Origin of the sequence: Sphingobium xenophagum, from assembly GCF_031457465.1 — a bacterium.
GTDB lineage: Bacteria > Pseudomonadota > Alphaproteobacteria > Sphingomonadales > Sphingomonadaceae > Sphingobium > Sphingobium xenophagum_A.
In genome coordinates this window covers 57003-78552 of the sequence record NZ_JAVDWV010000001.1, presented here as the reverse complement: position 1 = coordinate 78552, position 21550 = coordinate 57003, and the positions used below count along the sequence as shown (strand labels likewise).

Below are 21550 nucleotides of genomic sequence, written 5' to 3'. Positions count from 1 at the left end.
GGTCATGAAGGTCGCCAAATTGTCGGGCGACCTGGGCATCCGCACGCTCGATTTGCAGGCCGACATCAGCGAACTGGCCGACCGGGTCACGCAGCAGGCGCAGATGATCGAGGCGATCAGCGGCGCGGCCGGGCAATTGTCGCGGGATGGCGACAGCGTGGCGCTGGCCGGGCAGGATGCGCGGGAACAGGCGATCGCGGCGCGCGCCATCATCGATGATTCGGGCCGCCAGCTCTCCGCCGCCAACAGCAATTTCGTCGACCTGATCGACCAGGTCAGCCATATCCATGCGCGGCTCGACGGCTTTGGTGAGGCGCTGCGCACCGTCGCCCATGTCACCAGCATGATCAGCGGCATTGCCAGCCAGACCAACCTCTTGGCGCTCAACGCCACGATCGAGGCGGCGCGGGCGGGCGATGCGGGGCGCGGCTTTGCCGTGGTCGCGGCCGAGGTCAAGAAACTGGCGCAGGAAACCGCCGCCGCCACCCAGACCATCGAACAGTCGATCGCCGCGCTGACCGGCGAGGCGGGCGGCATGCTCGCCAGCATCACCCAGGGCGCGCAGACAGCGCGTACCGCCCAGTCGGACACGCGCAACATCGAAACGCTGGTCGAACGGCTCGCCGCGCTGATGCTCGACCTGTCGAGCAACAGCGAGACGGTGGCGCGGCGGATCGCGTCGATGGTCGGGTCCGCGGGCGAAATCCGCACCGGCATCGCGACGCTGGCCAGCACGTCGAGCGCCAATGCCGACGGGCTGCAACGGCTGTCGGGCCGCGTGTCGACCGCCAGCAGCGACACCAACATGCTGCTGCAATATCTGGCCGAAAGCGGGGTCGATATTCCAGACTCGCCCTATATCCGCTTCAGCCTGGAGTCGGCGCAAAAGGTCGCGGACGCCATCAAGCGGGCGATCGAGCGCGGTGAGGCAAGCGAAGCAGCGATCTTCAGCGACGATTATGCGCCGATCCCCGGCACCAACCCGCCGCAATATACGCATCCGGTGCAGGCGGTGATCCTGCCCGTCGCCCGCGCGCAGCAGGAACGGGCGCGCGGCTTTACCGGGCTGTTCGGCATGACCTTCACCGACCGCAATGCCTATGGCGCGGTCGCCATGCCCGAACGGGCGCAGCCGCAGCGGCCGGGCGACGACGCCTGGAACGCGGAACATGCGCGGCAGGGGCTGATCTTCGACTTTGCCGACACGCGCGAACAGGCGCGGACCACCCAGCCCTTTTGCATCAAAGCCTATCGCCGCCTGACCGCCAGCGGCGAAGTGCTCCTGCTCAAACAGGTGATCGCGTCGATCCATGTGAAGGGGCGGCACTGGGGCATTTTGCAAATGGCCTATCAGGACCAGGGCTAAGCGCAGCCCGGCAAAGCGGCCCACGCGCCCTTGCCAAATCTGTGAAGTTCACACCATCGCAGGCCACGCAATTGCGGGCGAACGGACGGGTGGCGTCGATTTCGCAATAGGAGAATTTTTGCGAAGTGGGCGTGCGCATGTGGAGGCGTGCGGGGACGAGGGGGAAGGACGGCGAGAAAGAGCGGTGTGAATATGGCATGGATTGGGGGATGTAGGACAGGAGTGCGTGCCCGGATTTGTCAAATGGTCGAGAAAATCCGTGAAAATGGCCCCAGTGCCAATTGCAGCAGACAGCATATAAGCTCTTCCTTGCTGCTGCAGAGTAAATGGGGCTGGAGAACACCTCGCCTTAATCATGGGCGGGGCGGGATATCCATCGCGTTGACTCGATCATAATTTGTGAAAACGTCTGACGCCATATATTCTAAAAGATCGAGATCATCATCTGTAAAGTGCCGAATCTCAGCATGGCCGACATTACCAGGCACCGGATCATGAACGACGCGGATCGCCTTGCGGTAGACCTTACCCGCCGCTTTGATTTCAGCGACCTTAGCCCAGGCGAATATGGCGCTGGCAGGTAACCTCTTCTCCCGGAGAGTTTCACGGTGAGCCGCTGCGGCCGCCGAACGAGATGCCCGGTCGAAGCCTCCGAAATATTCCACCCACGTAACGGAGAGCCCACCCTTATCAGCCTCTCTCAATTCGAAAGCTGCTGGCGACGGACCGCCTCTCTCACCATCGGGACCAATTATCTGCCTTGATTGCGGAGCAAAGCGCATCACATGGTCTTCGTCAGGCAGCGCCTTTCTAGCTGCCATTGAACCACCGATCTGCGCCATAAGGCTGCAGCACTTCGCGCAGTCGCTCCAGCGAACTTAAACCAGCCGCCCGCTCCACATCATCCAGCTTCACTTGGACCATCCACCGGGTCTTGTCGTATGGCATAAACTCGACTGATAGCTTGTCCTGGCCATCCTTCCACATCGCAAGGATGTGGCCCGAGGGCATCAGAGAAAGCGATGGCCGCGTATGAATATGATGATGAACCAACGCTCTAATGAACGTTTTGTATGACTCCAGAAGAACAGGATATCCGTCGTCTATCCATTCGTCTGCATCATGCAAAATGTCGAGCTGGCGGAAGATGCGGTCACGAACAGCACGATCGAGGTGCATTGCAACTTTGGAAGTCCATATTTTAGCCGACGCAGTTGCTGAAAAAAGCTTTGCTGCGACGGGTTCCTTCTCGGCCGTCACGGGGCCTACGCGCATCGCCGGACCGGCAGAACTACCGGAAACCACAGGTTTCCAAGCAGGGTCCATGACCGCAGAACTCGTTTTAAGAAAAGAGGAAAGCCGATTTTCTTTCGAAAAGCGGGAGCTTGGGTCGAACTGGCGAGCAAAATCAATCATCGGCTGCATTGAAGAGCTTCCTCGCCTCATCCGTAATGCCCGTCTCAAAAATCTCGTTTTTGAGACGCCGCATATCCCCCAATTTTTCCAGTATATCGTCAACTTGATTCGGAACGTCAACCAAAGTAAAAACATCGATATCGAATGATACAGCGCTATGACGAGGGAGTTCCGAAACAACGTTTGCTGACTGTACATTCACCGCCAAATCTTGAGCGGGAAATTTTTTTGTCAGCGCCCATTGAAATCCATCCGTTGGATCAAGAATGTCGTCAGCTACAATGCGGAAGGTCAGATAATTTTCATGGTAGCCCACATTATCTGCTCCGAGCGGTACATCGATCCTGTTGATGTAGCGTAAGCCCAATCGAGTTAGCTTAGGCCGACCCAAATTTTTGTAAATTTTGGGCAACTGTTCGGCAATTCGGCCACAAAATTGTGCCCACCCCTCATAGGGTGCTAACCTCGACCAAATCGCTGCTTGGCTTGTTAATATCAGCAGATCAGTTTGATCCCATGATGAAAAGCGGAACCGATCCGAAATTTCCTTGAAAGAAGACGAACGTGCCTCAAAATTTAGATTGCCTTCAAAAAGTTTGTCGGTTTCTCGGTTCTCATATTGTGCCTGGATCGCATCGGCGGCGTTCCGCAGTCTCGAAACTGCAACATCCTCGAACCGCAACTCCATCACTGCCTCAACGATAGGCGCGCGTGGATAGAGAACGTCTTCTTTAGCTTCTGTCATGTAAGCCATGTATGGGACACCCTGTCGCCCTGCAACGTCATATCTGCAATTGATATCGCGTGATCGGTTTCAATCTACATTGCATGCGCCTCAGAAGGCCCGCTTCTCAATCACAGACATCTCGATGTAACTTCCTATAATGGCGAACAACTATAGGGCGTCGTTGACGCCACGCCGACCGGCCGACGCGCGCTCCGATGCAGCCTAACGCCCCGATCGCGCGTTCACCCGCCATGGACGACACGATCGAAACCCTGTCGCGCAAGATGGCGGCGGCTGCCGAGGCGCTCGATTTCGAGGAAGCGAAGCGGTGCCGCGACGCGATCAGCCTGATGCGCGGGGGCGCCAGCGCGGCGGAGGCGAAGGCGGCCGATCTGTCCGGGGTGGAGCGATCCCGCCCCGGCGCGATGGGCCTTGGCACCAGCCAGCAACGCATGACCCCGCCGCCCGGCTGGACCCCGCCGACGAAGCCTGATCCGATGACGGCGGCGCGGGGCAAGAGGGGCAGGTCGTGACGACGTGGGTGCGGCGCTATTTGCGGTGCGCCTCGGTTGCGCTCTTTCGACCCCTCCCCCTTTGAGGGCAGGGCAATTGCATACGGAGCGCACCCCTTTTCTCTTCGTCATGCTGAACTTGTTTAGCTGCGCTGGCCTACGGCTCAGCATCCATCATGCCCCAAAAAGCGGTGGCTCGTGGCGATAGATGGACCCTGAAACAAGTTCAGGGTGACGGCTTGGGATTGGTGAGATGGGGGTGTGTCGCCGCTTGCGCAGACGCTCGGCTTTGCCTCGCTCCCCCTCCCTTGATTGGAGGCACGTGACTCCAATCAACCCTCCCCGCTGGGGAGGGGGGAATTAAGTAAGAAGCGTAAGTCTTACAGAGCGCTCACCCCCACACCCCTCTTGCTCCCCCGCCCCCGTCCGCTATGGCGCTCCGCATGGGTCGGCTTATCCGCATCGTCAGAGGCTTGGGGGTCGCGCTGTTGTTCGCGGTGGTGGCGCTGTGCCTGGCGATCACCATCGTACCGCCTTTCCTCGACCGCATCTATTATGACGGGCCGGTCAGCCGCCATTATGATGGCACGCATTTCTTCAATCCCGATGGCGCGATCGACGTGCCTGCGCCGCCCGGCACCAGTCGGCAGGGGTTCATCCTGCGCTGGCTGCTGGGCGATGACGATCGCCCGCAATGGCCGGTCGGGATCGCGGTCAAGCCCGCCAGACCTGCGCCCTTTGCCGCGCCGCGCGGCATGGTGGCGACCTGGGTCGGGCATGCGAGCGTGCTGGTGCAAGCGGCGGGGCTGAACATATTGACCGATCCGATCTGGTCGGACCATGCCAGCCCCCTGCCCCCCTTTGGCCCCAAGCGGGTGGCGGAACCGGGCATCCGCTTCGATGATCTGCCCAAGATCGACCTGATCGTCATCAGCCATAATCATTACGACCATCTCGACCTGCCGACGCTCAAGCGCCTATGGGAACGGGACAAGCCCAAGATCGTCACCAGCCTGGGCAATGACGCGCTGCTCCGCGCGCATGGCATTCCCGCGACCGCGCTCGATTGGGGCCAGTCGGTCAGCGGCGCGGCGCTCAACGGGCTGGCGCCGGGCGCGGTGATCCAGTGCGGCAATTACGAACATTGTCCCGATTATCGCGTCCATGTGACCCGCAACCATCATTGGAGTAGCCGCTGGGGCAGCGACCGCAACCGCGCGCTGTGGTCGAGCTTCGTCATCGCGACGCGGGCGGGCAATATCTTCTTTGCGGGCGACACCGGCGCGGGCGACATGGGGTGGCCGATCGAGGCGGCGCGGATCGGGCCGATCCGGCTGGCGCTGATCCCCATCGGCGCGTTCCGCTTCTGGAAGGGGCAGATGCAGTCGGACGCGCATGTCGGGCCGATCCAGGCGGTGGAGATGTTCAAGCGGCTGGGCGCATCGACCGCCATTCCCATCCATTGGGGGACGTTCCGCCTGTCCTACGAACAATGGGATACGCCGCCGCGCATGCTGGAACTGGCGCTGCGGTGCCAGGGGATTGCGCGCAAGCGGTTCGCGCCGCTGCGCATCGGGCAATCGCTGCAGGTGCCGGGCGTCAGTCCCGTCGAGCGGGTCACGCCCCATTGCGACGAACGGGCGATCCGCCGACTGGAGTGAGGCGCGGCCTTTCCATTTGCAAAAGGCGCCCGAAATGGGAAGAGCGGGGGCATGAAATCTCTTCCCCTCCCCGCCATCCTGTTCTTCCTGCCGACGATCGCGCTGGCGCAACCGGCGGCGGGTGACCCGGCCACCATCGTCGTGACCGGGGCGGGGCTGGACCTGCCGCCCGGCACGCCCGCTTATGGATCGGTGGTGATCGACCGCCAGCGCCTGCAGGACAGCGCGTCGGGCCGGATCGAAAGCGTGCTGGGCGATGTCGCGGGCTTCCAGCAATTCCGCCGGTCCGACAGCCGATCGGCCAATCCGTCCGCGCAGGGAGCGACGCTGCGCGCGCTGGGCGGCAATGCGTCGAGCCGGACGCTGGTGCTGCTTGACGGGGTGCCGATGGCGGACCCGTTTTTCGGCTATATCCCCTTCAGCGCCTTGGTGCCCGACCGGCTGTCAGTGGTGCGGGTGACGCGCGGCGGCGGGATCGGCGCGTTTGGCGCGGGCGCGGTGGCGGGGACGATCGAACTGGCGAGCGCGACGCGCGACCAGTTGCCGGGCTTTGCCGCCAGCGCCTTCTATGGCAGCCGCGATTCGACCGAAGTGTCGGCCAGTATCACGCCCGACCTTGGCAATGGCTATGTTTCGCTGTCGGGACGGTGGGACCGGGGCGACGGGTTCCAGACCACGCCCAGCGACCAGCGCGTCGCCGCGACCGTGCCCGCTGCCTATGATGGCTGGTCGACCAATTTGCGCGCGGTCGCGCCGATCTCCGCCACGTCGGAGGTGCAATTTCGCGCGACCCTGTTCGAGGATAAGCGCACGCTGCGCTTCGCCGGGGCGGACAATAGCAGTCAGGGGCAGGACGCCAGCATTCGCTATATTGATCGCGGCCGGTGGCAGGTCGATGCGCTCGCCTATGTGCAGGTGCGCAATTTCTCGAACATCGTCATTTCCTCCTCTACCTTCCGCCGGACGCTGGACCAGCGCAACACGCCCTCGACCGGGATCGGCGGCAAGATCGAGCTGCGCCCGCCGGTGGGGGAAGCACATGTGCTGCGCGTGGGCGTGGACAGCCGCTTTGCCAGCGGCGACATGTTCGAGGACGCCTATAATGCGAATAGCGCCAACAATCCCGCGACTTTCCGCCGCCATGCCGGGGGCCAGCAATGGACGCGCGGCGTTTTCGTGGAGGATGACTGGACGCCAGGCGGGCCGGACGGGCGGCTGGTGCTGACCGGCGGGCTCCGCGCCGATCGCTGGTCGATCAGCGACGGTTTCTATCGACAGGTCAGCGCGACCAGCGGCGTCGGCACGTCGAGCGACTATGCCGACCGGTCGGACTGGGAAGTGTCGGGCCGGGCGGGCGCGCTCTACCGGGCGAACGACGCGATCGCGCTGCGCGGCGCGGCCTATAGCGGCTTCCGCCTGCCGACGCTCAACGAACTCTATCGCCCCTTCGTGGTCTTTCCGATCACGACGCAGGCCAATGATGCGCTGACGCCGGAAAAGCTGAAAGGCGCGGAAATCGGCATTGATCTGACCCCGCTGCCGGGCATCAGCCTGTCGGCGACCGGCTTCATCAACCGGCTGGACGATGCGGTCGCCAATGTGACGCTGACCGCCACCACGCGCCAGCGCCGCAATATCGACCGGATCGTCGCCAAGGGCGTGGAACTGACGGCGGACGCGACGCTGGGTGCCCTGCGCCTGTCGGCCTCCTACGCCTATAGCCGCAGCCGCGTGCATGCGCCGGGCGAAGCGTTTGACGGCCTCACCCCAGCGCAAAGCCCGCGCCATGCCGCCAGCGCCACCATCGCCTACAGCCCGTCGCAGGGACCAACGCTGTCGACCACGCTGCGCTATGTCGCGAAACAATATGAGGATGATCTGCAAAGCGACGTCCTGCCGCGTGCGATCACGGTCGATGCCATCGCCCGGCTGCCGCTGGCGGGCGACGTGACGCTGGTGGCGCGGGGCGAAAATCTGCTGGACGAGACGGTCGTGACGCGCAATGCGGGCGGATCAATGGATCTGGGCACGCCGCGCACTTTATGGATCGGCGTCAGCTTCGGCAGCTAGAAACGGATCAGAGCGAAGGACGGGTCTTATGTCGATCGCCTATCTGAACGGCACCTTCCTGCCACTGGACGAAGCGCGCATTTCGCCGCTCGATCGCGGTTTCCTGTTCGCCGATGGCGTCTATGAGGTCGCGGCGGTGATCGACGGGCGGCTGGTCGACAGCGCCAGCCATCTCGCGCGATTGGAACGCTCGGCAAGCGCGCTTGGCATTCGCCTGCCCGTGTCGCTGGCGCAGATTGAGGCGGTGCAGCGGGAACTGGTCGCGCGCAACGGCGTGACCGAGGGGCTGGTCTATCTCCAACTGACGCGCGGGGCGGAGGCAGGTCGCGATTTCCTCGCCGCGCCCGATATCGAACCGACACTCTTCCTGTTCGTCGCGGACAAGCCGGTGCTGGACGTGCCCGCCGCTCGCACCGGCATCAGCGTCGCCACCATGACCGACCTGCGCTGGGCGCGGCGCGACATCAAGAGCGTCGGGCTGCTGGCCCAGGTCATGGCCAAACAGGCCGCGCGCGACGCGGGCGCGCAGGAGGCGTGGATGGTCGAAGACGGCTTCGTGACCGAAGGCGCATCCTCGACTGCCTTCATCGTCACCGAAGAGGGCATCGTCACCCGCCCCTATAGCCAGGCGGTGCTCGCGGGCTGCACCGGCGCGGCGCTGACCGCCTTGGCGGAGGAAAGCGGCATCACGGTGGTGCATCGGGCTTTCACGGTGGCGGAAGCGCTCGCCGCGCGGGAAGCCTTCATCGCCAGCGCCTCGACGCTGTGCCAGTCAGTGGTGCGGATCGACGGACAGACGATTGGCGACGGCACCCCCGGCCCGGTCGCCATGCGGCTGCGGGCGCTCTACATCGCCTTCGCGCGTGCCACCGCCATCTGACAAATGACTCCATAATGGAGGGATCGGGCGACTCCCCCTCTCCTCCCGCCAGATCGGCGCGAAGATGGTGGAAAAACACCCGTACAGAGCCGGCATCCCACCCCATTGCACCAGATTATCGTCACTATGGCGATAGATGCGGCTGCTTTGATCCGTTCTTGCTTTATTCCCAGGAACGAAGCTAGAACGGGGCGGGGCAATAATGGAAGATTTTTCCTACAGCATGGGCAGGGCGGATCATTTGCGGCGCGATCATCGGGCGGGCCTACTCGTCATCGCCGACCGAATCGATACGGCGGACCTGACGCCGGTGGCCGATGCCGCCGGGCTGCGACTGCTGGGCGTCGCGCCGCTCGCCGATGCCTCGGCCCGGCTGGATGGCCAGTTGCAATGCGACGTGCTGCTGCTCTTCTGCCCCGCATCGACCCCCGCGCTGGAATCCCTCTTGGCGCAAGTGGAGGCACAGGCGATCCGGCAGGGCATGGCCGTCATCCTGGTCGCGGGATGGGAGACGATCGACCTCGCCTTTGCGGCCGCCCAAGGATCGCACACCCAATTATTGTGCGACCCCGACCATAGCGACCTGGCTGCGGCCTTGGTGACCGCAGGCGAAGAACGCCCCGCTCCCGGTCAGGTCCATGACCGGGATGGCGACAGCAGTCGGCTCGAACAGTTAAGCGCGGAGGTCAGCCGCCTCGCCCGCACGCTCGATGCGCTGACGCAGCGGTCGCATTTTGCCGCCCCCTCCTTCGACCCCGGCCCGCGCATCGCCGACCAGCCAAGCGACTATATCGGCATGCCCGCGCTCGCGCCGATCGGGGCCGCCGCGCCCCAAGCCTATGCCCAGACGCCGACGCTCAGCGCGACGCAGGTACGCGACCTGCTGCGCGCGCGCCGTATCCGTGCCGACTTCCTGCCCGGCGACCTGTTCGCCGATCCCGCCTGGGACATGCTGCTCGACCTGCTCGCCGCCCGGCTGGAGCAGGAGCGCGTCTCCGTCTCCAGCCTGTGCATCGCCGCCGCCGTGCCGCCGACCACAGCGCTACGCTGGATTCGCACCCTGACCGCCAAAGGCCTGGTGGAGCGACAGGCCGACCCGCAGGATGGCCGCCGCATCTTCATCGCCCTGGCGCAGGATGCCGCCGACGCGATGATCCGCTGGTTCGGGGCCAGCCGCCGCCTGCTGGCGAGTTGACGCGACTGTTGCGACGGCCCGGCTTGACGGCACCGCTTTTTCGCCTAGATAGGCGGTTCTCCGCAAAGGGGGCGATTAGCTCAGTTGGTAGAGCGTCTCGTTTACACCGAGAATGTCGGCGGTTCGAGCCCGTCATCGCCCACCAGTTTTGCCGAACAGAAACCGTCCGGGGGACAGTTTCCGACAAAACTCCCGGGCAGCTATGCTGCGAGGCCACCACCAATCCAACCGCCTGCGTAACGTTCATCGTGCAGCAAGCCTGGATGCAGCATCTTGTCCTCATGCCCAACCCCATCTTCCTCGGCAGCACCCTCGCGCCTGCCCTGCTGATGCTGTCGCCGCTCGCGGTGATCGCGGCCAAGGATTGCACCGACTGGCAACCGGCCGCGAAGGCCCGGAAGGGCGACGCCTCGACCCCATGCAAATCACCACCCCTACCTTTGATGTAGCGGCATATTGCGGCGCAGCGTCGGCGCTGCTAATTCGCGCAGTCATGATCCAGCCGCCAGAAATCCTCCGAGTCTCCAAAACCCGCGTTTCCTGTGACGGGTCGGGCGACATTCCCGCCGCGCTCGGCCATCCGCGCGTCTTTCTGGAGATTGACGAACATGGCTATGTCGATTGCGGCTATTGCGACCGGCGCTTCGTGCTGATCGGCAGCGTGGCCGACACGGCGGACATTGGCGACAAGCCCGACATCGCATCCGGGGCCAGCCTCTAACTTTTCCGTTGGGCTTGGGGGATGCCGTCCCTATATCGGACGGCATGACCGATATTTCCGCGCACTTTACCGACGCCCGTGGCCTCCTCTATCGTCCGGGCCTGCTCGACCCCGACGGCGCTCGCCGCCTGACCGCCGACGCGCTCAAAAGCTGCGACGATGGCGAACTCTATCTGCAATATCGCGCGAGCGAGAGTTTCGGCTTCGATGACGGGCGGCTGAAAACCGCCGATTATTCGACCGATGCGGGTTTCGGCTTGCGCGGCGTGTCGGGGGAAATGACCGGCTTTGCCCATGCCAACGACATCAGCGAAGCGGCAATCCGCAAAGCCGCGCAGACGCTGACCCTGCTCGATCCCGCCGCCACGCCGCCTGCCCCGCCGCCGCAGCGCACCAACCGCCATCTCTATACCGACGCCAATCCGCTGGAGATCGTCCCCTTCGCCGAGAAGGTGACGCTGTGCGCCGCGATCGACGCCGCCGCCCGCGCCCGCGATCCGCGCGTCGCGCAGGTATCGGTCAATCTGGCGGGCAGCTGGTCCGTGGTCGAAATCGTCCGCGCCGACGGCTTTACCGCCACCGACATCCGCCCGCTCGTGCGCCTCAACGTCTCGGTCATCCTGGAAGAAAATGGCCGCCGCGAAACCGGCAGCTTCGGCATTGGCGGACGCTATCTCTACGATCAGGTCATGGACCCGGCCGTGTGGAACCGCGCGATCGACGAGGCGCTGGCGCAGGCGCGCGTCAACATGCGATCGGTCGCCGCGCCAGCGGGCGAGATGACCGTGCTGCTTGGTCCCGGCTGGCCCGGCGTGCTGGTGCATGAAGCCATCGGCCACGGCCTGGAGGGCGATTTCAACCGCAAGGGCACCAGCGCCTTTTCCGGCCGCATCGGCGAGCGCGTCGCTGCGCTCGGCGTCACCGTGGTCGATGATGGCGCGATCGCCGACCGCCGCGGGTCGCTGTCGATCGACGACGAAGGCACCCCGACGCGCGAAAATATCCTGATCGAGGATGGCATCTTGCGCGGCTATATGCAGGACCGGCTCAACGCCCGGCTGATGGGGGTCGAACCCACGGGCAATGGCCGCCGCGAAAGTTACGCTCATGGCCCCATGCCGCGCATGACCAACACCTTCATCAAGGGCGGCAATGACGACCCCGAAGAACTGCTGTCGCGCATGAAGACCGGCATCTTCGCCAAGAGCTTCGGCGGCGGCCAGGTCGATATCGTGTCGGGCAAGTTCGTCTTCTCCTGCACCGAGGCTTATAAGGTCGAGAATGGCAAGCTGGGCGACCCGATCAAGGGCGCGACGTTGATCGGCGATGGCCCGACGGCACTGACCAAGGTGGTCGGCATCGGCAACGACTGGGCGCTGGACGAAGGCATTGGCATGTGTGGCAAGGGCGGGCAGAGCGTGCCCGCAGGCGTCGGCCAGCCGACGCTGCTGATGCAGGGGCTGACGGTGGGCGGCACGGCGACCTGATCGCCAGAAACGGCCTATGGTGGAACCGGATCGGCCGCTCGTCTGTATAGGTCGGTATGAACATGCTCACCGACAGCCATGATGCCGTGACCGCCGACTGGGCCGCAGCCCTGCTCGACTTCTGGTTCAACGAGGTCGGCGAGGCCGGATGGTGGGAGAAAGACCCCGCATTGGACCAGCGCTGCATCGATCGTTTCGGCGATCTGTGGCAGGAAAAACAGGCATTGCCGCCCGAAGCCTTCCTCGACCGCGCCGATGAGGCCTTGGCCGCGATCCTGTTGTTCGATCAACTGCCCCGCAACATGTTCCGCGATACCGCGAAGGCCTTTGCTAGCGATCCGCTGGCCAGCGACGTTGCGCGCGGGGCGATCGCCCATGGCTATGACATTCAGATCGGCGGCACCGGGCGGCTCTTCTTCTACATGCCCTTCATGCATAGCGAGGCGCTGGAGGATCAGGAGATGGCACTGACCCTGTTCGAAGGGGCGGCCAATGATCATTGGCTCGGCTTTGCGCGTGATCACCACGCGATCATCGCCCGTTTCGGCCGTTTCCCGCACCGCAACGCCGCCCTAGGCCGCACGACGCTGCCCGATGAAGAGGCAGCTATCGCGGAAGGCAGCCAATGGTAGGCTGATGCTGCCTTTTTTTTGAGCAGGCGCGCGCCGCTGCTCATTTTTTCGGCGCTGCTTTTCGTCGCGCCGCAGGCTAAGCCCGTATTAACGCACCATTAGCAATTTGGCACGCCTCTTGCTGAGTATGTCCCCGCACACCAGTAACAGGGGGCGACATGAAACTTGTCATGGCTATCATTAAGCCGTTCAAGCTCGACGATGTTCGCGAGGCACTATCCTCGCTCGGCATCGCAGGCATGACGGTCAGCGAAGTGAAGGGCTTTGGTCGCCAAAAGGGGCAGACCGAAATTTATCGCGGCGCGGAATATTCCACCAACATGGTTCCCAAGATCAAGGTCGAGGTCGTTTGCGACGACGACCTGGCACCGCGCGTCGTGGAAGCGACGCAGGCGGCGGCCAATTCGGGTGCCATCGGCGATGGCAAAATTTTCGTCCTCGATGTCGGTCAGGCCGTGCGCATCCGCACCGGCGAGACCGGCGAAACCGCGCTGTAAGAAGGGGGGAATGATGACCTTTTCCAAGAAACTTTGCGGGATGGCGGGGGCAGCGGGGCTGTCGCTCTTCGCCGCCCTGCCCGCCTGGGCGCAGGAAGCCCCCGAAGCGGCACCCGCCGCCGCCGTGCCCAATCCGGGCAATAATGCCTGGATGATGACGTCGACCGTCCTGGTTCTGTTGATGATCCTGCCGGGCCTAGCGCTGTTCTACGGCGGCCTGACCCGGTCGAAAAATATGCTAGCGACGATGACGCAGATCGGCGCGGCCGCCTGCCTCGCCATGCTCATCTGGGTCATGTACGGCTATGGCCTGGCCTTTGGCCCTGAAGGCAATGCCTTCATTTCATGGGGCAAATGGTTCCTGGCTGGGGTCACGACCGACAGCACGGCGGCCACCTTCTCCGACGAGGTGATTTCGGAATATGTGTTCGTCAGCTTCCAGATGACCTTTGCCGCCATCACCGCTGCGCTGGTTCTGGGTTCTGTGGTCGAGCGCATGAAATTTTCGGCAGTGATGCTGTTCACCGCCATCTGGCTGACGATCGTCTACTTCCCAATCGCGCACATGGTTTGGGCGGGCGGCGGTCTGCTGTTCGAAATGGGCGCACTGGACTTTGCCGGCGGTACCGTGGTTCACATCAACGCTGGCGTGTCCGCGCTGGTCGCCTGCCTCATCCTGGGCAAGCGTATCGGATACCCCAAGGAGCCGATGGCACCGCACAGCATGACGATGACCATGATCGGCACCGGCATGCTCTGGGTTGGCTGGTTCGGCTTCAACGCCGGGTCCGAACTGGAAGCTGACGGCACGGCGGCGCTCGCCATGATCAACACCTTCGTCGCGACCGCGTCGGGTGCGCTGTTCTGGATGCTCGCTGAAAAGGCGAATGGCCACAAGGCGTCGGCTCTCGGCTTCTGCTCTGGCGTGATCGCCGGTCTGGTCGCCGTCACCCCGGCTGCGGGCAATTCCGGCCCCTTCGGTGCCATCGTGCTGGGTGCCCTCGCTTCGATCATCTGCTTCTACTTTGTGTCGGTCATCAAGCCGAAGCTCGGCTATGACGACAGCCTGGACGCCTTCGGCATCCACGGCGTAGGCGGCATCGTCGGCGCCATCGGCACCGGCATCGTCTACCAGCCCTTCCTGGGTGGCCCCGGCGACGGTTCGACCGCCATGGGTGCCCAGGTGATGACGCAGATCATCGCTGTGCTGGTCTCCATTGTGTGGGCCACGGTCGGCACTGCCATCGCCATCTTCATTGCCAAGGCCGTCACTGGCCTGCGGGTCAGCGAAGAAGTCGAGCAGCAGGGTCTCGACCTCGGCGAGCACGGCGAGCGCGCCTACAATATGTAAGTTTGGCAGGGCGGGCCGCCCGACCGGGACATGGCCCGCCCGCCCCACCTTGTTCCTCCTGCGAACAGCCCTGGGGCCGGTGCGAAAGCATCGGCCCTTTTTTTGTATTCGCGGTGAAGGGCATGGCTAGCGGCAATAGGAGCCGTTCCCCGGCGAAGGCCGGGGCCCAGTTCAGACCGTGGGACTCGACCCCGACCTCCGCTGGGGAACAGCGATGCGCATGGCGATCAAACGGCCGGGCGCGTCCATAAATGCGCGGGCCGGGGCGTGTCAGCAGGCCAGCGCCTGGCGCGACCGATGACCTGCATCCCCGCCCGCGCGACCCAGCCCAATTTCGCCGCCTTGGTCGTGATCACCCGCGCGTCCCAGGCTTGCTCGCCCCGACGCGCGACTTCGCGGGCGATGTCGCCATAAATGCCCGCCGCCGCCAGCACCGCCCAGGCCGCCCGTGGCGGCAGCGCGCCGGTGCCATGGCGCGCGCTCTCCTCATAGGCCGCCGCCATGTCCGCCATCCGCCGCGCCAATATGGCAAGGCGCGGCCGGACCCAGGGTTTCATATGTTCGCCCGGCGGCATGTCCATTTCGGCCAGCCACTCCTGCGGCAGGTAGCAGCGGTCGGCGGCCTCATCCTCGCTGATGTCGCGGGCGATATTGGCGAGCTGGAACGCTAGCCCCAGGTCGCAGGCCCGGTCGAGCGTCGCCTGGTCATCGGGGTCAACCCCCATCAACACCGCCATCATGCAGCCGACCGCGCCCGCGACATGATAGCAATAGCGCAGCATATCGTCCTGGCTGCGCGGCCGCCATTCGCGCGCGTCGAGCGCAAACCCCTCGATCAGATCATGGGCATAGCGGGCGGGAATGGCGCATTCGCGCATCACCACGCCAAAGCCGTCAAAGGCCGGATCGCCGGTCGGTTCGCCGCGCAGCGCCTGATCGGTCATCACCCTGATGGTCGACAGCCGCGCCTGCCCGTCCACGACGCCCTGCAATGTCCCGCCATGGTCCTGCCCATCGGCGATATCGTCACATTTGCGGCACCAGGCATAGAGCAGCCAAGCGCGCTCGCGGGTCTGCGGATCGAACAGGGTCGATGCCATGGCGAAGGATTTGGAACCGCGCGCAATGCTCTGTCTGGCATGGGCGACGAGCGCGGGGCGGTCGAATATGGGCAGGTCGGTCATGGAATCGCCATGCCCTGCCCGCCTGCCCAAGTCATCCCCTATCCCTATGCCTGCGCTACAGGATCAGAGCCGATCCGCCTTCATCGCGAAAATGGTCTCGTGCCGCTGATAGGCGGCCAACGCATCCAGCAGTTCGTCAATCCCCTCGGCATGGATCAATATCCCGGCATGTTGCGGCCGGATGAAGCCCGCCGCCACCATCTGCCGGTTGAAGCCGATCAACTGGTCATAGAAGCCCGCGACATTCAGCAACCCGACCGGCTTTTGATGATAGCCAAGCTGCGCCCAGCTGATCGCCTCCCACAACTCGTCCATCGTGCCGACACCACCGGGCAGCGTGATGAAGCCGTCCGACAGGTCGGTGAAGAGCTGCTTGCGCTGATGCATCGTCTGGACGACGTGCAATTCCGTACAGCCGCGATGGGCGACTTCCGCGCCGACCAGGGCTTCGGGGATCACGCCGATCACCTCGCCGCCCGCCGCCAGCGCCGCATCGGCGACCGCGCCCATCAGGCCCAGCCGCCCGCCGCCATAGACGACGCCGATGCCCCGCTCCGCTAGCGTGCGGCCCACCATGCGCGCCGCGTCGATATAGGTCAGGTCGGCCGGCGTCGCCGAACCGCAATAGACCGCCAGTTTCTTCATCGTCTCTAACCCAGATCTTCCAGCATAAGCGCGGCGGTTGCCTTGGCGCTGCCCACCACGCCGGGGATGCCCGCGCCGGGATGGGTGCCGGCCCCTACCAGATAGAGATTGGGAATGACATCGTCGCGATTATGCGCGCGGAACCAGGCGCTCTGCGTCAGCAACGGCTCCAGGCTGAAGGCGCTGCCCAGATGCGCGTTGAGGTCGCGGCCGAAATCGGTTGGCGCATAATGGAATTGCGTGACGATGCGCGAGCGGATGTCCGGGATCAACCGATGCTGGATCTCGTCCAAGATGCGCTCGGCATAGGCTGGCGCAAACTGGTCCCAGTCGATCGGCAACTTGCCCATATGCGGCACCGGGGCGAGCGCGTAGAAGGTCGAATGGCCTTCGGGCGCCATCGACGGATCAGTGACGGTCGGGTGGTGCAGATAGAGCGAAAAATCCTCCGGCAACACGCCATGATCGTAAATATCGGTCAGCAGCCCTTCATAGCGCGGCCCGAACAGGATCATATGATGCGGGATGCCGGGCCAACTGCCCTTGATACCGAAATGCAGCACGAACAGGCTGGGCGACCAGCGCTTGTTGGCGAGCTTCCCGCCCTGCTTCTGCCCACGGGGATGATGGCCCAGCAGATCGCGATAGCTGTGCATCAGGTCGGCATTGCTGGCGACCGCATCGGCCTCCCCGCGCCAGCCCGACGCGGTGTGGACCGCCGTGACCTTGTCGCCATAGGTTTCGATGCGCGTGACCTTGTCACCCAGCCGCAACGTGCCGCCCAGCCGCTCGAAATGAGTCGCCATGCCCTCGACCAGCTTGTTGGTGCCGCCCTTGGCGAACCACACGCCGCCATCCTTTTCCAGCTTGTGGATCAGCGCATAGATGGCGCTGGTCTTCATCGGATTGCCGCCGACCAGCAAAGTGTGGAAGGACAGCGCCTCGCGCAGCTTCTCATTCTTCACATAGGAAGACACGACCGAATAGACCGACCGCCACGCCTGATAGCGGGCCAGCGCCGGGGCCGCCTTGATCATCGAGGCGAAGTCGAGGAAGGCGACCGATCCGAGCTTGCGATAGCCCTCTTCGAACACGCCCGCGGCATAATCGAGAAAGCGCTCATAGCCCGCGACATCGCCGGGATCGAGCTTGGCGATCTCGGCACGCAGCGACACTTCGTCATTGCTGTAATCGAAATTGGTGCCGTCGCGCCAGTTGAGCCGATAGAAGGGGCTGACCGGCATCAACGTGACGTCCTGCGCCATGTCATGCCCCGACAGGCGCCACAGCTCGTTCAGGCAATCGGGGTCGGTGATGACCGTCGGCCCGGCGTCGAAGGTGAAGCCGTCCTTCTGCCACATATAGGCCCGGCCGCCGGGGCGATCGCGCGCCTCGACCAGCGTGGTGTCGATACCTGCGGATTGCAGGCGGATGGCCAGCGCCAGGCCGCCAAAGCCCGCGCCGATGATTATCGCTTTCCTGGTCATCAGGCGGGCGGATTCAGCAATGTTCGCATGGCATCCCTTATGGGCACGGGGGGACGTCCGCACAAGATGCGGACGCGATCGGTGATGGTGGAACGTCCGGCGTAGAAACGCTGGATGAGGGGGGCGCGCAGGCCATAGAAGCGCGCGAAGATACGCCAGCGCTGGTCGGGGACTGCCGCACCGAACAGCATCTTGCCGAGCAGCCGGTAATAGCCGCCGCTGCGCCAATGCGCCGCCGCATGGGCGCGCGTGACAGTCGCCAGTTGATCGAGAGGCTGATCGACGAGCCAGGTCGCAAAACGTACCGCGTCGGGCAGCGAATAGCCGGTCATCGGCTGGAACAGCCCAGCCCGCACGCCCGCACGCGCGACGGGATCATCCTTGGGCCAATAAAGATCGAAATCGCCACCATGGACCACGGGCAACACGCCCTGTTCGCGGTGGATCACCCTGCCGGTCCAGCCCTTGTCACTGGCATAGGCAGCAATGCGCGCGTCGATAGCGCGCACGTCCAGGTCGGGCGTGTCGCTATAATAAGTATCCTCGATGAAGACCGTATGATCGTCCCAGGGCAGCAGATAGACGAAGCGATAGCCGTCCATCTGATCGACCGTCGCATCCATGATCACCGGCCGGTCGATGCCGTGCGGCGCATCCAGCAGCAGCGCATGGCCGACGAACTTCTGCCAGCCACAGCGCAGCGGCGACAGGTCCGCCGCCCCGCGCGCATCGATCACCGCACCTGCGTCGATCTCCCGCTCGTCGGTCAGGCGGACGCTGGTCGGCGTGACGGCGGCGACGCTCGTGCCCGTCATCGTCACATCGCCCAGCGTCGCGCGGACGTGGGCGTCGAGCCGGGGCGAGGCGATGCTGTTATAGGGCGTGTCCAGGCGGCGTTGATGCCCTGGAAAGCGGACCTCATGCCCCTGTGCCCAGCGATGGGTGACGAGCGGATCAATGAGCCAGCGATCCTGCGCGGTCACGTCGCCATCGAAAAAGGACCAGATATGGTTGCCGCCGATCGCTTTGCCGCTTTCAATCAAACGGATACGGACATCGGGCCGCTTTGCCGCGAAGGCAAGCGCGATTAGGCTGCCGGACAGGCCGCCGCCAAGGATCGCCAGATCGCAGTCCAACCGGTTCGTCATGTCCCCCTGTTAGGCGAGGGGGCGTGGCAAAGCCATGGCCGAAGTGGGAGCAAGCTATGGTTTTTGGGGCAGGTGATGGGCCTTGTCGCGACCGCGCCTATAGTATAGGGGGCTACCCTATGCATATCGTGGCGGATCGAGACAAATTGCTGGCGCGGGTGCGCCGGATCGCGGGGCAGGTCGCTGCCGTCGAACGGCAATTGACGGGCGACGCAGGCTGTTCGGAAACATTGCAACTGGTCGCCTCGGTGCGCGGCGCGGTCGGCAGCCTGATGGAGGAACTGATCGAGCAGCATATGCGCGAGCATGTCGCCTGCCCCGGCCTGTCCGACGAAGCGCGCGCGGCGGCCGCCGAAGAGATGCTGGCGCTGATCCGCCGATACGGGAAATGACGATGCACAACGATCACTCTCACGGCACCGGGCACGGCCACGCCCATCACGGCCACGCACCATCGCCTGCCAGCATGGGTAGCCAGGAAAGCCATTATTTCGACCATATCTACCTGTCGGACGGGCATGATAAAAATGCCCGGCGGACGCTGTGGGTTGTATGGCTGACCGCCGCGACCATGGTGGTGGAGATCGTCGCGGGCTGGATGACCGGTTCGATGGCGCTGCTCGCCGATGGTTTTCACATGGCGACCCATGCCGGCGCGCTCGCCGTGGCGGCGGCGGCCTATGGCTATGCGCGGCGGCATGCGCGCAATCCGCGCTTTACCTTCGGCACCGGCAAGGTCGGCGACCTGTCGGGCTTCGCGTCGGCGCTGCTGCTGGGCGTCATGGCGCTGTTCATCGCGATCGAATCGGGGATGCGCTTCCTGGAGCCGGTGCAGGGCGCCTTCGGTGAAGCGACGCTGGTGGCGATCGTCGGCCTCATCATCAACATCATCAGCGCGTTTTTGCTGGGGCATGACCATAGCCATGATCATGATCACGGACATGGCGACGACCATCAGCATGGCCACGCCGACAACAACCTGCGCGCCGCCTATGTCCATGTGCTGACCGACGCGCTGACATCGGTGCTGGCGATCGCGGCGCTGCTCGCCGGGCGCTATCTCGGCTGGTGGTGGCTCGACCCGGCGGTCGGCATATTGGGGTCGATCGTCATCGCGCGCTGGGCCTGGGGCCTGATGAAGGACACCGCCGCCATCCTGCTCGACACCGCCGAACCCGCGCTGACGGCCAAGGTCCGCGCACTGGCGGAAGCCGAAGGCGCCACCATCCGCGACCTTCACGTCTGGCGCATCGGCCCCCACGCCCACGCCGTCATCCTCAGCCTCGCCCCCGGCGCGAACGGCGCAGCCGTCCGCGCGCGACTACACGCGCTCCCCCGCATGGCGCATGTAACGGTCGAGTGCGGGTAGGTCTCAGCCATTTAAAATATTTGGAAAAAAATGAGCTGTATTTGAAATCTAAAGCCCACGGTTTTTAATCCATAGCAGTTCCGCATGCCGTCTTGTTGGGCGTTGACCCGAATTAACGACCTGCGTCCGCGGCAATTGTGCGACAAAAGCAACCGGCATCAGCCGAAGCAGCAATCGCCTCCACCGATTCCAAAATACAGAAAATAACAATAGAAAAAAGCCAACTACAAATAAAGCATAGCTTTGATGTCCAATATTGGTCAGGATCTCGAGTGACGGAACGAGCGACCCAAATATCAGTGAACGACGATCCAATGTTAGAGAAATCATCAAGCTGATTGATATTATCATAACAAACGGAATTATATGCTCAACATTTAATCTCGCTGTCGAATCTTCATAGAATATATCACCAGTAATTAATCCGAAAGCTGCCTTGGTTAAGAAGAAACCTGCAACACAATGAAGCCAGAAAGCCGTTTGCGAACGCTCCGTTTCGCGACGAACATCAGTCAAATCAAACCACATCGCCAGAACAAGAACTACTACGGCTGCTATAAGCATAGCGATATTATCGGCAATATAGGTGTCTGAAAAATCCTGAAATAGGCCCATTACACTCATGACGAAAAGTGTAGCTATATAAGCTGGAATAGGTGGAAACCGGCATGATTTCCAAAAAATTAGCGCGCACAATGATGCAGGAATTAAACCCGTCACGATACCAAGGACCGCATTTGGTTCCGTACCATAAAAATCCGTCACTGCTATTGGTACCGTAGCGCAAGTAAATAAAATCGCTGCGCCAGAATAAACGAATGCAAGACAAGGTCGATGCTTCGGGCTTATCCGATTATAAAGCAAGAGCAGTACTGGCGGAAAAATTATAAAAAGGATCGACAGCTTCCTAATGCTAAGAAATTCGCTGCTTGCGAAAAGTATCATGGCAAGACCAGCGGCTGCCATAATGTCGGCGAGTCCACCAAAAATGTGAAATTTCTCAGCCATCGCAAGCGATTGTTGCGCACGCTCCGCTTCAAAATTGCGAAGCCTTATTGCTTGATCCTCGCTTATTATACCTCTTGCCGTTGCCGCATCCAGATCTATTTCCGTCAGCATTTCAGCATCCTCAAAGAAGCGGTATTAAGCTCGGACCTTATACGGTCGGTCGTAATAGCGTTAAGCCAAAATATGTCAGCAAC

Annotated in this window: 22 protein-coding genes and 1 tRNA gene; 15 read left to right on the top strand and 8 right to left on the bottom strand. The window is 63.1% G+C overall.

Annotated elements, in window-relative coordinates; genetic code table 11:
* Positions 1-4: 4 nt before the first annotated feature.
* A complete protein-coding gene (locus J2W40_RS00375; protein WP_310221462.1) occupies positions 5-1366 on the top strand; it encodes a methyl-accepting chemotaxis protein in 1362 nt (453 codons plus the stop codon).
* A gap of 353 nt (positions 1367-1719) precedes the next feature.
* Here the strand turns inward: J2W40_RS00375 and J2W40_RS00370 are convergent, their stop codons facing one another.
* From J2W40_RS00370 to J2W40_RS00360, 3 genes are read right to left on the bottom strand one after another with little or no spacing between them, the layout of a single operon-like run.
* Positions 1720-2208 (bottom strand): hypothetical protein, encoded by a 489-nt coding sequence (locus J2W40_RS00370; RefSeq protein WP_310221016.1) that lies wholly within the window; start codon positions 2206-2208, stop codon positions 1720-1722.
* Entirely contained in the window at positions 2177-2791 is a 615-nt protein-coding gene (locus J2W40_RS00365; protein ID WP_310221014.1) for a hypothetical protein, read from the bottom strand. Before J2W40_RS00365 ends, J2W40_RS00370 begins: the two co-directional genes overlap by 32 nt.
* Positions 2775-3536, bottom strand: coding sequence for a TIGR04255 family protein (locus J2W40_RS00360; RefSeq protein WP_310221012.1), 762 nt, complete (start codon positions 3534-3536; stop codon positions 2775-2777). The genes J2W40_RS00365 and J2W40_RS00360 overlap by 17 nt, the downstream gene beginning before the upstream one ends.
* A 188-nt stretch (positions 3537-3724) precedes the next feature.
* Here J2W40_RS00360 and J2W40_RS00355 point away from each other — a divergent pair, with 188 nt between their 5' ends.
* The 12 genes from J2W40_RS00355 to J2W40_RS00300 all read left to right on the top strand — a co-directional run bounded on the left by J2W40_RS00355 (position 3725) and on the right by J2W40_RS00300 (position 14515).
* Complete coding sequence (locus J2W40_RS00355) at positions 3725-4042, top strand: UvrB/UvrC motif-containing protein (protein ID WP_409050325.1); 318 nt, start codon at positions 3725-3727, stop codon at positions 4040-4042.
* Between the two features lie 422 nt (positions 4043-4464).
* Positions 4465-5682: an MBL fold metallo-hydrolase gene (locus tag J2W40_RS00350; RefSeq protein WP_310221010.1), complete on the top strand. Its 1218-nt coding sequence runs from the start codon at positions 4465-4467 to the stop codon at positions 5680-5682.
* Positions 5683-5733: 51 nt separating this feature from the next.
* A complete protein-coding gene (locus J2W40_RS00345) occupies positions 5734-7752 on the top strand; it encodes a TonB-dependent receptor (RefSeq protein WP_310221008.1) in 2019 nt (672 codons plus the stop codon).
* A gap of 28 nt (positions 7753-7780) precedes the next feature.
* The gene (locus tag J2W40_RS00340) at positions 7781-8632 is read left to right on the top strand and encodes a D-amino-acid transaminase (protein ID WP_310221006.1); all 852 of its coding nucleotides are present in this window, start codon (positions 7781-7783) and stop codon (positions 8630-8632) included.
* A 202-nt stretch (positions 8633-8834) separates the two neighbouring features.
* Complete coding sequence (locus tag J2W40_RS00335; RefSeq protein ID WP_310221005.1) at positions 8835-9827, top strand: MarR family transcriptional regulator; 993 nt, start codon at positions 8835-8837, stop codon at positions 9825-9827.
* A gap of 69 nt (positions 9828-9896) precedes the next feature.
* Positions 9897-9972: transfer RNA gene (locus J2W40_RS00330), tRNA-Val, on the top strand.
* Positions 9973-10090: 118 nt separating this feature from the next.
* Positions 10091-10276 (top strand): hypothetical protein, encoded by a 186-nt coding sequence (locus J2W40_RS00325; RefSeq protein WP_310221003.1) that lies wholly within the window; start codon positions 10091-10093, stop codon positions 10274-10276.
* A gap of 44 nt (positions 10277-10320) precedes the next feature.
* Positions 10321-10548, top strand: coding sequence for a zinc-finger domain-containing protein (locus J2W40_RS00320; RefSeq protein WP_310221002.1), 228 nt, complete (start codon positions 10321-10323; stop codon positions 10546-10548).
* Between the two features lie 44 nt (positions 10549-10592).
* The gene (tldD, locus tag J2W40_RS00315; RefSeq protein ID WP_310221000.1) at positions 10593-12035 is read left to right on the top strand and encodes a metalloprotease TldD; all 1443 of its coding nucleotides are present in this window, start codon (positions 10593-10595) and stop codon (positions 12033-12035) included.
* A 56-nt stretch (positions 12036-12091) separates the two neighbouring features.
* Positions 12092-12667: a DUF924 family protein gene (locus tag J2W40_RS00310; RefSeq protein WP_310220998.1), complete on the top strand. Its 576-nt coding sequence runs from the start codon at positions 12092-12094 to the stop codon at positions 12665-12667.
* Between the two features lie 158 nt (positions 12668-12825).
* Positions 12826-13164, top strand: a complete 339-nt coding sequence (locus J2W40_RS00305) for a P-II family nitrogen regulator (RefSeq protein ID WP_037476545.1) — start codon at positions 12826-12828, stop codon at positions 13162-13164.
* A 13-nt stretch (positions 13165-13177) separates the two neighbouring features.
* Positions 13178-14515: an ammonium transporter gene (locus J2W40_RS00300; RefSeq protein WP_310221457.1), complete on the top strand. Its 1338-nt coding sequence runs from the start codon at positions 13178-13180 to the stop codon at positions 14513-14515.
* Positions 14516-14742: 227 nt separating this feature from the next.
* On the opposite strand, the gene J2W40_RS00295 is transcribed toward J2W40_RS00300, so the two are convergent.
* The 4 genes from J2W40_RS00295 to crtY all read right to left on the bottom strand — a co-directional run bounded on the left by J2W40_RS00295 (position 14743) and on the right by crtY (position 18979).
* Positions 14743-15699, bottom strand: coding sequence for a phytoene/squalene synthase family protein (locus J2W40_RS00295; RefSeq protein ID WP_310220995.1), 957 nt, complete (start codon positions 15697-15699; stop codon positions 14743-14745).
* 63 nt (positions 15700-15762) lie between these two features.
* Positions 15763-16344: an LOG family protein gene (locus J2W40_RS00290; RefSeq protein WP_310220994.1), complete on the bottom strand. Its 582-nt coding sequence runs from the start codon at positions 16342-16344 to the stop codon at positions 15763-15765.
* 5 nt (positions 16345-16349) lie between these two features.
* Positions 16350-17831 (bottom strand): phytoene desaturase, encoded by a 1482-nt coding sequence (locus tag J2W40_RS00285; protein ID WP_310220992.1) that lies wholly within the window; start codon positions 17829-17831, stop codon positions 16350-16352.
* The gene (gene crtY / locus J2W40_RS00280; protein ID WP_310220991.1) at positions 17831-18979 is read right to left on the bottom strand and encodes a lycopene beta-cyclase CrtY; all 1149 of its coding nucleotides are present in this window, start codon (positions 18977-18979) and stop codon (positions 17831-17833) included. The genes J2W40_RS00285 and crtY overlap by 1 nt, the downstream gene beginning before the upstream one ends.
* A 119-nt stretch (positions 18980-19098) precedes the next feature.
* On the opposite strand from crtY, the gene J2W40_RS00275 reads away from it, so the two are divergent.
* On the top strand, positions 19099-19371 hold the full coding sequence (locus tag J2W40_RS00275) for a metal/formaldehyde-sensitive transcriptional repressor (protein ID WP_310220989.1): 273 nt from the start codon (positions 19099-19101) through the stop codon (positions 19369-19371).
* On the top strand, positions 19368-20348 hold the full coding sequence (gene dmeF, locus J2W40_RS00270; RefSeq protein WP_310220987.1) for a CDF family Co(II)/Ni(II) efflux transporter DmeF: 981 nt from the start codon (positions 19368-19370) through the stop codon (positions 20346-20348). The genes J2W40_RS00275 and dmeF overlap by 4 nt, the downstream gene beginning before the upstream one ends.
* A gap of 48 nt (positions 20349-20396) precedes the next feature.
* Here dmeF and J2W40_RS00265 read toward each other — a convergent pair whose 3' ends face one another.
* A complete protein-coding gene (locus J2W40_RS00265) occupies positions 20397-21467 on the bottom strand; it encodes a hypothetical protein (RefSeq protein WP_310220985.1) in 1071 nt (356 codons plus the stop codon).
* Positions 21468-21550: the final 83 nt, after the last annotated feature.

Excerpts from the sequence above, each read along its gene's own strand:
- J2W40_RS00360 (WP_310221012.1), bottom strand. The coding sequence starts at position 3,536 with ATGGCTTACATGACAGAAGCTAAAGAAGACGTTCTCTATCCACGCGCG.
- J2W40_RS00310 (WP_310220998.1), top strand. The coding sequence starts at position 12,092 with ATGAACATGCTCACCGACAGCCATGATGCCGTGACCGCCGACTGGGCC.
- J2W40_RS00340 (WP_310221006.1), top strand. The coding sequence starts at position 7,781 with ATGTCGATCGCCTATCTGAACGGCACCTTCCTGCCACTGGACGAAGCG.
- tldD (WP_310221000.1), top strand. The coding sequence starts at position 10,593 with ATGACCGATATTTCCGCGCACTTTACCGACGCCCGTGGCCTCCTCTAT.
- J2W40_RS00350 (WP_310221010.1), top strand. The coding sequence starts at position 4,465 with ATGGGTCGGCTTATCCGCATCGTCAGAGGCTTGGGGGTCGCGCTGTTG.
- J2W40_RS00285 (WP_310220992.1), bottom strand. The coding sequence starts at position 17,831 with ATGACCAGGAAAGCGATAATCATCGGCGCGGGCTTTGGCGGCCTGGCG.
- J2W40_RS00300 (WP_310221457.1), top strand. The coding sequence starts at position 13,178 with ATGACCTTTTCCAAGAAACTTTGCGGGATGGCGGGGGCAGCGGGGCTG.
- J2W40_RS00265 (WP_310220985.1), bottom strand. The coding sequence starts at position 21,467 with ATGCTGACGGAAATAGATCTGGATGCGGCAACGGCAAGAGGTATAATA.
- J2W40_RS00365 (WP_310221014.1), bottom strand. The coding sequence starts at position 2,791 with ATGCAGCCGATGATTGATTTTGCTCGCCAGTTCGACCCAAGCTCCCGC.
- J2W40_RS00295 (WP_310220995.1), bottom strand. The coding sequence starts at position 15,699 with ATGACCGACCTGCCCATATTCGACCGCCCCGCGCTCGTCGCCCATGCC.
- J2W40_RS00320 (WP_310221002.1), top strand. The coding sequence starts at position 10,321 with ATGATCCAGCCGCCAGAAATCCTCCGAGTCTCCAAAACCCGCGTTTCC.
- J2W40_RS00355 (WP_409050325.1), top strand. The coding sequence starts at position 3,725 with ATGCAGCCTAACGCCCCGATCGCGCGTTCACCCGCCATGGACGACACG.
- dmeF (WP_310220987.1), top strand. The coding sequence starts at position 19,368 with ATGACGATGCACAACGATCACTCTCACGGCACCGGGCACGGCCACGCC.
- J2W40_RS00375 (WP_310221462.1), top strand. The coding sequence starts at position 5 with ATGAAGGTCGCCAAATTGTCGGGCGACCTGGGCATCCGCACGCTCGAT.
- J2W40_RS00290 (WP_310220994.1), bottom strand. The coding sequence starts at position 16,344 with ATGAAGAAACTGGCGGTCTATTGCGGTTCGGCGACGCCGGCCGACCTG.
- J2W40_RS00370 (WP_310221016.1), bottom strand. The coding sequence starts at position 2,208 with ATGGCGCAGATCGGTGGTTCAATGGCAGCTAGAAAGGCGCTGCCTGAC.
- J2W40_RS00325 (WP_310221003.1), top strand. The coding sequence starts at position 10,091 with ATGCAGCATCTTGTCCTCATGCCCAACCCCATCTTCCTCGGCAGCACC.
- crtY (WP_310220991.1), bottom strand. The coding sequence starts at position 18,979 with ATGACGAACCGGTTGGACTGCGATCTGGCGATCCTTGGCGGCGGCCTG.
- J2W40_RS00305 (WP_037476545.1), top strand. The coding sequence starts at position 12,826 with ATGAAACTTGTCATGGCTATCATTAAGCCGTTCAAGCTCGACGATGTT.
- J2W40_RS00345 (WP_310221008.1), top strand. The coding sequence starts at position 5,734 with ATGAAATCTCTTCCCCTCCCCGCCATCCTGTTCTTCCTGCCGACGATC.
- J2W40_RS00335 (WP_310221005.1), top strand. The coding sequence starts at position 8,835 with ATGGAAGATTTTTCCTACAGCATGGGCAGGGCGGATCATTTGCGGCGC.
- J2W40_RS00275 (WP_310220989.1), top strand. The coding sequence starts at position 19,099 with ATGCATATCGTGGCGGATCGAGACAAATTGCTGGCGCGGGTGCGCCGG.